This window comes from Brachybacterium fresconis (assembly GCF_017876515.1).
Lineage (GTDB): Bacteria > Actinomycetota > Actinomycetes > Actinomycetales > Dermabacteraceae > Brachybacterium > Brachybacterium fresconis.
On sequence record NZ_JAGIOC010000001.1, the window covers coordinates 1,348,775 to 1,360,236 of the forward strand.

General features: G+C 71.4%; 11 protein-coding genes. 5 read left to right on the top strand and 6 right to left on the bottom strand.

Annotated elements, in window-relative coordinates; translation table 11 throughout:
• Position 1 precedes the first annotated feature (1 nt).
• A complete protein-coding gene (gene pheS / locus JOF44_RS06135; RefSeq protein WP_209888625.1) occupies positions 2 to 1,114 on the bottom strand; it encodes a phenylalanine--tRNA ligase subunit alpha in 1,113 nt (370 codons plus the stop codon).
• 309 nt (positions 1,115 to 1,423) lie between these two features.
• On the opposite strand from pheS, the gene JOF44_RS06140 reads away from it, so the two are divergent.
• The 3 genes from JOF44_RS06140 to JOF44_RS06150 all read left to right on the top strand — a co-directional run bounded on the left by JOF44_RS06140 (position 1,424) and on the right by JOF44_RS06150 (position 5,131).
• The gene (locus JOF44_RS06140; RefSeq protein WP_209888628.1) at positions 1,424 to 2,521 is read left to right on the top strand and encodes an S-(hydroxymethyl)mycothiol dehydrogenase; all 1,098 of its coding nucleotides are present in this window, start codon (positions 1,424 to 1,426) and stop codon (positions 2,519 to 2,521) included.
• Entirely contained in the window at positions 2,521 to 3,141 is a 621-nt protein-coding gene (locus JOF44_RS06145) for an MBL fold metallo-hydrolase (protein WP_209888631.1), read from the top strand. Before JOF44_RS06140 ends, JOF44_RS06145 begins: the two co-directional genes overlap by 1 nt.
• A 397-nt stretch (positions 3,142 to 3,538) precedes the next feature.
• The gene (locus JOF44_RS06150; protein ID WP_209888634.1) at positions 3,539 to 5,131 is read left to right on the top strand and encodes an HNH endonuclease signature motif containing protein; all 1,593 of its coding nucleotides are present in this window, start codon (positions 3,539 to 3,541) and stop codon (positions 5,129 to 5,131) included.
• A 63-nt stretch (positions 5,132 to 5,194) separates the two neighbouring features.
• On the opposite strand, the gene JOF44_RS06155 is transcribed toward JOF44_RS06150, so the two are convergent.
• The 5 genes from JOF44_RS06155 to infC are packed head-to-tail and all read right to left on the bottom strand — an operon-like array spanning position 5,195 to position 9,591.
• Positions 5,195 to 7,408: a bifunctional copper resistance protein CopD/cytochrome c oxidase assembly protein gene (locus JOF44_RS06155; RefSeq protein ID WP_209888637.1), complete on the bottom strand. Its 2,214-nt coding sequence runs from the start codon at positions 7,406 to 7,408 to the stop codon at positions 5,195 to 5,197.
• Positions 7,405 to 8,289 carry a TrmH family RNA methyltransferase gene (locus tag JOF44_RS06160; protein WP_209888640.1) on the bottom strand — a complete coding sequence of 295 codons (885 nt, stop codon included), beginning with the start codon at positions 8,287 to 8,289 and terminating at the stop codon, positions 7,405 to 7,407. Before JOF44_RS06160 ends, JOF44_RS06155 begins: the two co-directional genes overlap by 4 nt.
• Before the next feature lie 19 nt (positions 8,290 to 8,308).
• Positions 8,309 to 8,689 (bottom strand): 50S ribosomal protein L20, encoded by a 381-nt coding sequence (gene rplT, locus JOF44_RS06165; protein ID WP_076807739.1) that lies wholly within the window; start codon positions 8,687 to 8,689, stop codon positions 8,309 to 8,311.
• A 58-nt stretch (positions 8,690 to 8,747) separates the two neighbouring features.
• A complete protein-coding gene (gene rpmI, locus JOF44_RS06170; RefSeq protein ID WP_076807741.1) occupies positions 8,748 to 8,942 on the bottom strand; it encodes a 50S ribosomal protein L35 in 195 nt (64 codons plus the stop codon).
• 22 nt (positions 8,943 to 8,964) lie between these two features.
• Positions 8,965 to 9,591: a translation initiation factor IF-3 gene (gene infC, locus JOF44_RS06175; RefSeq protein WP_209895727.1), complete on the bottom strand. Its 627-nt coding sequence runs from the start codon at positions 9,589 to 9,591 to the stop codon at positions 8,965 to 8,967.
• A gap of 325 nt (positions 9,592 to 9,916) precedes the next feature.
• On the opposite strand from infC, the gene JOF44_RS21100 reads away from it, so the two are divergent.
• Together JOF44_RS21100 and JOF44_RS06185 are read left to right on the top strand one after the other, a co-directional pair.
• On the top strand, positions 9,917 to 10,963 hold the full coding sequence (locus tag JOF44_RS21100; RefSeq protein WP_209888643.1) for a DUF4352 domain-containing protein: 1,047 nt from the start codon (positions 9,917 to 9,919) through the stop codon (positions 10,961 to 10,963).
• A 96-nt stretch (positions 10,964 to 11,059) separates the two neighbouring features.
• Positions 11,060 to 11,434: a DUF1844 domain-containing protein gene (locus JOF44_RS06185; protein ID WP_209888646.1), complete on the top strand. Its 375-nt coding sequence runs from the start codon at positions 11,060 to 11,062 to the stop codon at positions 11,432 to 11,434.
• The last annotated feature ends 28 nt before the right edge of the window (positions 11,435 to 11,462 follow it).

Here is an 11,462-nt window from a genome sequence, read left to right on the forward strand (position 1 = left end):
CTCAGATCTCCGTCCCGTAGTGCTGGGAGAAGCGGACGTCGCCCTCCACCATGTCGCGCATGTCCGCCACGCCGTTGCGGAGCATGAGCAGACGCTCGATCCCGAGGCCGAAGGCGAAGCCCTGGTACCTCTCGGGGTCCACCCCGGCGGCGCGGAGCACGTTCGGATGGACCATGCCGCAGCCGCCCATCTCGATCCAGCCGGTGCCGCCGCAGACCCGGCAGTCCGGGTCCGCGTCGTGGTCCAGGCCCAGCCGCGCCTGGCAGCGGAAGCAGCGGAAGTCCATCTCGGCGCTGGGCTCGGTGAAGGGGAAGTGGTTGGGGCGCAGCCGCGTGATGGGCGCCCCGCCGAACAGGTGCGCCGCGAGGGCGTCCAGCGTCCCGACGAGGTTCGCCATAGTCAGGTTCTCATCGATCGCGAGACCCTCGACCTGGTGGAACATCGGCGAGTGGGTCGCGTCGATCTCGTCGGCGCGGTACACGGTCCCCGGGCAGGCCACGTACAGCGGGGCGCCGCGCTCGAGCATCGCGCGGATCTGCACCGGCGAGGTCTGGGTGCGCAGCAGCATCCCGGAGCCCTCGGGCGCGACGTACAGCGTGTCCTGCAGCGAGCGCGAGGGGTGCTCGGGATCGGCGTTCAGGGCATCGAAGTTCAGCCAGGAGGACTCGATCTCCGGGCCCTCGGCGATCTCCCAGCCGATCCCGACGAAGAAGTCGCCGATGCGATCGGTCAGCGTGGTCAGCGGGTGCGCGGCGCCCCGGGGGCGCAGATCCGTGGGCAGCGTGACGTCGACGGTCTCGGCGGCGAGCGCGGCCTCCTCCTCGGCGGCGGCGAGCTCCTCCTGCCGGGCCGACAGCGCCTTCTGCACGCGGCCCTTGCCCTGGCCCACCAGCTTGCCGGCGGCGGCCTTGCGGTCCTTGGGCAGATCCTTGATGGCGCGGTTCGCGGAGGTCAGCACGCTCGCATCGCCCACGTGCCGGGTCCGCACCTGCTTCAGGGAGGCGGTGTCGGGCGCAGCGGCGATCGCGGCGAGCGCGTCGTCGACCGCGGCGGTGATGCTCGCCTCGTCGATCTGGGGCGCCTCGGGCGCGGGGGGTGTGTCGGACACGGGCATCGCTTTCGTCGGGAGTCGTCCTGAGGGGTCACGGGGTGCGGGCACCGGGGCGCGGCACCGCGGACCATTCTAGGAGGCCCGGCGCGCGGACGTCGGCCGTGCCTGCGAGCGAGGGTCGTCGGCCTGGTGTCCCGTCGTCGACCGCGCCCACGAGCGGACGCCGACCGCGCCTGCGAGCGGACGTCCGCCGCGCCTGCGCGTGCACTCTCGGCACCCGGCCCGGACCCGTCCGGCCCTGCTCATCGACAGGCGCCGCGGAGCTGGTCACGGCTAGGCTGGCCCGGAACCCCGACCTCGAAGGAGGCCAGCATGTCCTGGACCGTGAAGGGCGTCGTCGCCCGCGCCGAGAAACAGCCCGCCGAACTGGTCGACATCGTCGTACCGGACCCGGGACCGAACGACGTCGTCGTCGACATCGAGGCCACCGGTGTCTGCCACACCGATCTCGCCTACCGCGACGGCGGCATCAACGACGAGTTCCCCTTCCTGCTGGGCCATGAGTCCGCGGGCCGCGTCTCGGCGATCGGCGAGGACGTCACCCACGTCGAGATCGGCGACTACGTCGTGCTGAACTGGCGCGCCGTGTGCGGCCAGTGCCGCGCCTGCAAGAAGGGCGTGACGCAGTACTGCTTCGACACCCACAACGCCTCGAAGCCCATGACCCTCCCGGACGGCACCGAGCTGACCGCCGCCCTCGGCATCGGCTCCTTCGCCGAGAAGACCTTGGTCCACGAGGGCCAGTGCACGAAGGTCTCCCCCGACGCCCCGCCGGAGGTCGCCGGTCTGCTGGGCTGCGGCGTCATGGCCGGCATCGGGGCCGCGATCAACACCGGCGCCGTCCAGCGCGGCGAGTCCATCGCGGTGATCGGCCTGGGCGGCGTGGGCTGCGCGGCGATCGCCGGGGCGGAGCTCGCCGGGGCCACGACGATCATCGGTCTCGATGTCGACGAGCAGAAGCTCGCCGCCGCGGAGGAGCTGGGCGCCACCCACACCCTGGCCACCAAGGGACTCTCCCCGCAGCAGGTCGCCGAGAAGATCCAGGAGCTCACCGGCGGCTTCGGGGCCGACGTCGTCGTCGACGCGGTCGGCATCCCGCAGACCTACGAGACCGCGTTCTACGGACGCGATCTCGCCGGCCGCGTCGTGCTGGTCGGCGTCCCCCGCCCGGACGTCGAGATCACGCTGCCGATGCTGGACGTGTTCGGCCGCGGCGGCGCCCTGAAGTCCTCCTGGTACGGGGACTGCCTGCCCGAGCGGGACTTCCCGTATCTCACGGACCTGTTCCTGCAGGGCCGGCTGCCGCTGGACCGCTTCGTCACCGGGCGCACCGATCTGCCCGGGGTCGATGCGGCGCTGGATTCCCTGCACGACGGCGCGAACCTGCGCACCGTGGCGGTGGTCTCCTGATGAGCATCCGACTCGATCACGCCACCACCTCCGGCACCTTCAGCCTCGACGGGGAGACCCACGAGGTCGAGAACAACGTGTGGGTGCTCGGCGACGACGAGCAGTGCCTCGTCCTCGACGCCCCGCACGACGTGACGACGGTCCGTGACCTGGTGGGCGAGCGCGAGTGCGTCGGCATCCTGCTGACCCACGCGCACGACGATCATGTGCGGATGGCCCCGGAGCTCTCCGAGGCGCTCGAGGCTCCGATCCTGCTGAACCCGGCCGACCGCGAGGTCTGGCAGCTCACCCACGGCGACCTCCCTTGGGACGGCGACGTCACCGACGGTGACATGTTCACCCTCGGCGGCGTGGACCTCGAGGCCCTGCACACCCCGGGCCACTCCCCCGGCTCGACCTGCTACTACGTCGAGGAGCTCGGCGCGGTGTTCGTCGGCGACACCCTGTTCCAGGGCGGTCCCGGCGCCACCGGGCGGTCGTTCTCCTCGCGGGAGACGATCGAGCAGTCGATCCGGGAGCGCCTGTTCGCGCTGCCGGAGGACACGGTCGTGCACACCGGGCACGGCCCGGACACGACGATCGGGGCCGAGAAGAGGGCCGCGCAGGGCGATTGGCTGTGAGAGCCTCTCGCGCTCGGCCCTGCTGAGCACCATCTGCTGCTGACGGCGGCGGTCGCATCCCTGCGGCCGTCGCCGTTCGTGTGCGCGGGGTCGCAGAAGATGCTCGTGTGCGCGGGGCCGCGGATGATGCGCGGGGCTGCAGACGATGCTCGCGGGCCGCAGGGCCAGCGTGACGTCCCCCGTGGCGATGCGGGCCGCCGTACGTGCATGCGGAGCCGCGCGCGGTCGACAACGAAGAATCATCCGCCCGTTCGACATTCCATCACTGCAGGTCATCCTCGCCCCGAAGTTATCCACAGCTCTCCATCTGTCACACCCTCCTCTGTAGAATAGGTCACACGTTCGATGATCCGGCGGGGAGCAGTTCTCGCCGCAGACCCCAAGGAGGCGAGGGACGATGGGCGAGTTCGACGACGGCGCGGCACCGTTCCTCCTCGCGCCTCCCAGCCCCGAAGCGGCCGCGGCGGCGAAGCAGACGGCGGCCCGGAAGCGGCGTCGCGGCCCCATCTCGCGCGATGCGGTCCGACGTGCGGGGCTCAGCAGCTCTCCGCGGATCGCGCAGAAGCTGGCGGAGCTGTGGGACAGCGGCCGCCAGGACTCCCGCCGCCTCGCCCTGCGTTATCTCGTCGTCATCGAGGCGTCGCAGGACCCCTGGGGTCCGGAGCTCGATCGGGATGCCGCGGCCATGGAGGAGCTGCACGTCTCCCTCGCGCTGCGCTGCACGAGGGTGCAGGCCGCACGGACGATCCGCGAGTCCCATCGCGTCGGCGCCCTGCTCCCCCACATCCTCGACCGCCTGGCCGAGGGTGACTTCCCCGCCGCATGGTTCTCGACGGTGATCGAGCGCACCCACGAGCTCGGGGACGATGCTGTGCGCGAGGTGGACGAAGCGCTCGCGGACGCCGACCTCGCCATCAGTCCCGAGGCCTTCTCGCGGCGCCTCGGCCATCTGATCACGGCCGCGACCGCGCACAGCGAGCTGCCCGAGCACGCCACCCCCGAGGCTCGCCGCCGCGTGGTCCTCGATCCGCCGCGGCCCGATGGCACGGGCTGCCTGCGCATCATCGGCCCGATCCCGGAGCTGCTGGATCTCAGCCGCCGTCTCGACCAGGCCGCCCATGCCGTGAAGAACGCCCAGCTGGCCGCGCTCGAGGACGGCACGCCGATCCCCTCGGATCCCGACGGCATGATCGAGAGCACCGGCCAGGTGCCGCCCCTGACCACCACCCGCTACTCGGTGCTGCTGGGTGCGTGGCTCGACACCGACGGGGTCGAGGTGCCCGCAACGAGGTTCCGCATGACGGTGACGGTGCCGTTCATGACCCTGCTCGGAGAATCCGATGCTCCCGGCATGCTCGACGGCACCACTCCCATCCCCGCGGACATGGCGCGTGACCTCGCGGGCCGCGAGGATTCCTGGTACCGGGTCCTGACCGACCCTTCCACGGGCCGCTTCCTGCCCCTGGCCGCGGATCGCTACCGTCCGACGGCCGCGCAGCTGGAGCATCTTCGGCTGCGCCACCCCACCTGCGCGGTGCCCGGATGCAACCGGCCCACCTCCTGGCTGGCCGAGGCGGACCACATCGAGGAGTTCGACCATGAGGATCCCGCCTCCGGTGGTCCGACCGACGTGGACAACCTGCACGACCTCTGCCGCGAGCACCACCGGCTGAAGACGCTCGGCCTGCTCGATCCGGTGCGCGACGACCTCGCCGGCAAGACCTGGTGGGACGTCTCCGGGATGCTCATGACGATGCAGGACGACGGCCGTGACCTCGCCACCGAACAGGTCGTGACCGAGATGACCACAGCCTGGGAGCAGTTCGAAGCATCACGGGCGATGCGCACGGAGAGCACACGGCGACGGCGCGAGGTCCAGGAACGAGGGCTCTCCCCGGGGGACGTGACCACCGGTCCGGATGGTGAGGACGGATGGTGGGTCGGCCGCGATGGCGACCTGCATCCGCCCGGGCCGCCTCCGCCCTTCTGAGCCGCTCCTGCCGCCCGATCGACCGGGCTGCGGGGCAGGGCTCCGCGCCGCCCTCCGCGGCGATCACCCGGGAGGCTCGGACGCATCCTTCGACCGCTGGTCACGAGGCTGCGTCTCGTCGTGCGACGCCTCGACCCCGTGCTCATCCGTCGCGGTGGTCGCAGAGCCCGGTTCTCCCGCCCCTGCCGCGTCGGGGTCCGACATCGCAGAAGCCGACATCGCAGGGTCCGGCACCGCAGGAACCGACACCGCAGGGCCCGAGGACGCAGGCCCTGAGGCCCCGGGTTCGCGGCGTGCGGTCTCCGGTGCCGCCGCCGGCGCCTCCCCCCGCAAGCTCGCGAGGTATGCGTTGTACGCCTCGAGCTCCGCCCCGCCGTCGCGGTCCGCCTTGCGGTCGAACTGACGGGCGCGACGATCCTCGGACTGCATCCACATCGTCGCCATCAGGATCGCGTAGAAGAAGGTGGGGATCTCCGAGACCGCCCACATGATCGTGGCCCCGCGCTCCTGGATCAGCGCGAGCTGGTCGGCCGTGTACATCCCGAGCTCCCCGTACCAGTCCGGGGCGATCAGCCAGGTCGCGGAGACCAGCGCCACTCCGAAGAAGGCATGGAAGGCCAGAGTGACCAGCAGGGTGATCAGCTTCAGGATCGGGTTGATGGTCCTGGTGGACGGATCCACCCCGATCAGCACCCAGGCGAACAGATAGCCCGAGGCCAGGAAATGCACGGTCATCATCACATGGCCGACGTGCGTGTACATCGCCGCCTCGAACAGCGGCGAGAAGTAGAAGATCACCAGCGACCCGGCGAAGATCAGCCCGGCCACCGGCGGGTTGGCGACGAGCTGGGAGTACCGCGAGTGCAGAGCGGCGAGAACCCATTCGCGGATCCCGCGGGATCCGTCGGTCCGCGGGGCGACGGCACGCGAGAGCAGGGTGACGGGCCCGCCGAGCACCCACAGCGGCGGGGCGATCATCATCATCGCCATGTGCTGGACCATGTGGGCATCGAAGCGGAACCGACCCCAGGCGGCCACTCCCCCGTTCATCACCCAGGCGAAGGCCACGCAGCCCATCACGAAGGCGAGAGTGCGGTGCCACGGCCAGGTGTCGCCGCGGCGCACCAGCCGCACCACGCCGATCACGTACAGCGCGGCCATGGCCACGGCCAGCAGCAGCGCGATCCAGTCGGGCTGGAACAGCGTGAACATCGTGGCGGGGCCGAACTCCTGCTCCGGCGGCAGGTAGCCCACCAGCGACAGGACCTTCAGATCTCCCTCCGCAGGGATCTCCTGCGGCACCGGGGGCGCCGAACGCCCCAGAGCGATCGAGGCCCCGATCACGGCGGCCATCACCACGCCCTCGGTCGCCGCCAGGTGGCGGAAGCGCAGCCGATCGCCCAGTCGGCGGCGCTGGACGGCGCCGAGGCAGGCCAGCGTCACCAGTCCGATCGCCTTGACCAGCACCACGCGGCCGTAGCCGGTGCTCAGCAGCTCGCCCCAGGCGGACATGCGTATCGAGGCGCTGACCAGACCGCTGATCGCGAGGGAGGCGACCGCGGCCAGAGCCCACGGGGAGAAGCGGCGCACCGTCGTCGTCAGACGCTTGTCGTCGAGCCACGGCGCGATCAGGCCGATCACCAGCAACCCGCCGGCCCAGACGGAGACGGCGACCAGATGCAGGACCATCGCGTTGACCGCGTTGACGTGATCCAGGCTCGCTCCGGCGTGGCCGGCGAGTCCCAGGGAGGCGACGCCGAGGCCGGCGAATGCCAGCCCCCAGCAGGCCAGGACGGTGGAGCGGGCCAGCGCATAGGCGAGGGCGGACAGCGCCGCCAGGATGCCGATGGTCAGCTGGGTCCGGCCGAGGTCCCCGTTCAGGGCGATCTGCCAGATGTCCAGTCCGGAGTTCGCGCCGGCGGCCTCGAGCCCGCCCAGCGGGATCTGCGTCACCGACGCCACGGCCCACAGCAGGGCACCGGCCGCGCCGAGGCGGATCGTGCGGCGCCGCACCCGGTCCAGGGTGGTCACCTCGCGTCGGCCCGGGCCCGGCAGCAGCAGCACGGCGGTCCCGCCCGCGCCGACGGCGAGCAGCAGGCCCAGATGGTGCAGGGCGCGCACGACGGGGGTGCCCCAGGTGACCAGCGGGGAGGCGGGGACGAGCGTCGCGGGTTCGGCGGCTCCGGTGGCGAACAGCCCGACCAGGGCGCTGGCGACGGTCAGGGCCAGCAGTGCGGGGACGGCGAGGGCGGCGATCCGCAGGACGCGGGAGCTCATGCCCGCGCCCGCCGTCGCCGCAGCGTCTCGAAGAGGCAGACCGTCGCTGCGGTGTGGACGTTCAACGATTCGGCGTGTCCGGCCAGCGGGATGCGCACCGCGAGCGGGGCCGCGGCCACGACGTCCTCGTCCAGGCCGTGGGCCTCGTTGCCCAGGATCCAGGCGATCCGCTCGGGCAGGTCGGCGGTGAACAGCTCGGTGGGTGCGTAGCCGCTGGTGGCGGCCGCGGTGATGTCCGAGGCGGCGAGGGCCGGGAGCAGCTCGGCGCTCTCGGCGCCGGTGATCACGGGGAGGTGGAACAGGCTGCCGGCGGAGGCGCGGACGGCCTTGGGGGCGTAGGGGTCGGCGCTGGTGCGGGTGAGAACCACGAGGTCGGCGCCGGCGGCGTCGGCGGTGCGGATCAGGGTCCCGACGTTGCCGGGGTCGCGCACCTCGTGCAGCACGACCACCGTCACGGGCCGGTTCGAGGGGAGGTCACCGATCGCGGTGACGGCTCCGGCGGCGTCCGGGGCGGGCAGGGAGCCGACGGCGAGCACGCCCTGGGGGCTGACCAGTGCTCCGGTCCCGTCGGGCGCATCGGACTCGGGGCCGGTCTCGCGGACCATGGCGCGCAGGATGCGGTCCTCGACCTCGTGCACGGCGATGCCTGCGGCGGCGGCGAGGTCGGGGAGATCAGGGTGGTCGGTCGCGGCGCGAGCAGTGATCAGCAGCTCGAGCGCCAGCTCGGGGCGGTGCGTGAGCAGGGAGCGGACCGCCTGCGGGCCCTCGATCCGGAACCGATGCTGCTTGCGACGCGCAGAGCGCCCGGCCAGCGCCGCCACCGTCCGCACCCGCTCGGAGCGGGGGGAGGTGATCGGGGGCTGATCCGGGCGCTCGGTCATCGCGTGATGGGGCGCGATGTCAGGCTGCCGGGGCGTTGACGTCCTTGGGGAGGGCGTTCTTCGCGACCTCGACCAGGGCGGCGAATGCCGGAGCATCATTGACCGCGAGCTCGGCGAGCATGCGGCGATCCACCTCGACGCCGGCCAGGCCGAGTCCCTGGATGAGGCGGTTGTAGGTCAGGCCGTTGGCGCGGGACGCCGCGTTGATGCGCTGGATCCAGAGCTGACGGAAGTTGCCCTTGCGCTTCTTGCGGTCGCGGAAGTTGTAGGTCTGCGAATGCAGCACCTGCTCCTTCGCCTTGCGGTACAGGCGAGAGCGCTGACCGCGGTAGCCGCTGGCCTGCTCGAGGATTTCCCGACGCTTCTTATGGGCGTTGACCGCCCGCTTCACGCGTGCCACGTGATACTCCTTCGATCGTAAGTTCAGGGCGCGGGAGACGTGCTCCCGCGTGGGCGAGTCAGCGGCCCAGCAGCTTCTTCATGCGCTTGACGTCGGCCTTGTCGACATTCGTGTCGCTGCCGAGCCGGCGCTTGCGGGTGGAGGACTTGTGCTCCAGCAGGTGGCGGGCGTTCGCCTTCTCACGCATGAGCTTGCCCGAGCCGGTCACGCGGACGCGCTTCTTGGTCCCGGAATGGGTCTTGTTCTTCGGCATGTGCCTGTTCTCCTTCGTACGTTCAGGACGCGGAGCCGGTGTCGGCGTCGGCCGCGGAGTCGGACGAGGAGTCCTTCTGCCGGGCGGCGGCCTTCTCGGCATCGGTCTTGCGCTTGCGGGCCTCGGCCATGGCCTGGGCCTTCTTCTTGTGAGGCCCGAAGACCATCACCATGTTGCGGCCGTCCTGCCGCGGATGGGACTCGACGAAGCCGTATTCGGACACGTCCTCGGCCATGCGGCCCAGCAGTTTCACGCCGCGCTCTGGACGGGACTGCTCACGTCCGCGGAAGCGGATGATGACCTTGACCTTGTCGCCGCCGTCAAGGAACTTCTCAACATTGCGGCGCTTGGTCTCATAGTCGTGGGTGTCGATCTTCAGGCCCATACGGATTTCCTTCTGGACCGTGTTCGCCTGGTTCTTCCGCGACTCACGGGCCTTCAGGTTGGCTTCGTACTTGTACTTGCCGTAATCCATCAGGCGGGCGACCGGCGGGTTCGCGCCGGGTGCGACCTCGACGAGGTCGAGATCTGCTTCCGCGGCGAGACGCAGGGCGTCCTCGACACGGACCTCACCGACCTGTTCGCCGGCGGGCCCGACCAGCAGGACCTTGGGGACCCTGATCTGACCGTTGATGCGCTGTTCGCTGATGTTGGCTCCTCACCTTGGTTCGAGTCGGACACGACGAAGGCCCCCGCTTCATGCGGAGGCCCCAAGGTGCTCGACGCCGGAGCGTCGGTCGGACCGTACGGCCCGACGTCCGGGCACGACGACCCGGCTGCGATACTGACCCGGCGGCTGTTCGCTCCCGGCCCGAAGGACGCGAGCGGGTTGCTGCAAGGTGGGAAGGGACTCCACTTGAGGAACGACGTGACGAGGGTTTCGACCTGTTCCAGTCGTCTATTCTAGCAGGAGCGTTCGCGCAGTCCAGGTGATGTGCGTCGCGTCCACGTGCCGCGACCAGTGAGGAGTTCGGGTGGGTATCGACCGAGGCACTGGCGAGGAGCCTGATCCGCGCAGCGGGCCGTCCCCCTCGTCGGCCGATGCACCGCATCCTGCCGAGGGCAGGGCGTCGACCGGCACCTCGCAGGCGGGCACCCCACGGTCGGGCACCCAGCAGCCCAGGTCTGGCCAGCCCAGGTCTGAGCACCACGGTGCTGAGCAGCCCGGCCCTGAGCGGTCCGGCACCCAGCAGCCCGGTCCCGAGCAGCCCGACGCGCAGCAGCCCGACTCCGCTCCGGAGTACGACTACGGGACACCGGAGACGGCAGAGCCCTCCGCCGGGGGAACCGCCGCGGATCCCGCGACGGGCCAGTCCCCGGCGTCCGAGCTGCACCCCGAGACCGGCCTGCGACCCGGCACTGCGCCCCGTGCGGTGCTGCGCCCGGTGCCCGAGGGCTTCCCGACCCCTCCGCCGCGCCCGGCCCGGCCGAACCGTCGCCCCGCGCCGAGCGCCGACGCGGAACAGCCCTCCCGGCGGCGACCGGCGGTGATCATCTCCCTCGTCGTCGTCGCGGTGCTCGTCCTGGTGGTCGCGATCGGCGGCAGCATCATCGTCTATCGCGCCCTGAGCCCGGGCCCCTCCGACGCGGCGTCCCCGGCGGCCACGGCGGAGGAGGACGAGGGCGCGGCCGGCGAGGTCGCGATCGCCGACGTGACGGTCCAGGAGGTGAGCACCGAGATCGGGGTACGCGAGGTCGGCGGCCCCGGATCGGACGCTCTGGAGCCCGAGGGCGAGTTCGTCGTGGTCACCGTCGAGGTCGCCAACGACTCGGACATCGCCGTCTCGATCGACGGGCACGAGACGCTGCGCACCGCGGACGGGGAGACCTACGAGCCCGACTCCGAGGCCTCCCGGAAGTACGTCGCCGAGAGCAAGGCCTTCGGCACGATCGCGCCGGGCGAGAGCGGCACCTTCCATCTCGTCTACGACGTCTCCGTCGGTGCCGAGCCGACGGAGCTGGAGCTCGACTTCAGCGAGAACGCCGCGGTCGGCACCGGCGTCCTCCCCCTGGGCGGCTGACCCCGCCCCGCCGACCGGCCGCCGCCCGGCGGCCCGCACCTGTACCCGCTGCGGTCACCGCCGGTGACCGCGCACCCCTGAGCACGAAGGATCGCCATGAACGAGAACCACGTCCACGACCTCACCGACCAGGACACGGAGGCCGACGACGCGCTGCGCGACATCTCCGAGGTCGCCGCGGTCGAGATCATCACCTCCGCCTGCGTGCACCTGATGAGCGCCGCCGCGGTGAAGGTGGGCCTGGCAGAGGACGAGGAGACCGGTCAGTACCAGGACCTCGCCGAGGCCCGGAAGCTGATCACGTCGCTGGCCGGCCTGGTCACCGCCGCGGCCCCCGAGATCGGCAACGAGCACGCGCGCTCGCTGCGCGATGGGCTGCGGTCCTTGCAGCTCGCCTTCGCCGAGGCGCTGCCGTTCCCGGACGATCCCGGGCAGGCCCCGGGCGAGAAGTACACCGGCCGGGTCTCCTGACCGGTTCTCCTCTCCTGACCGGTTCTGC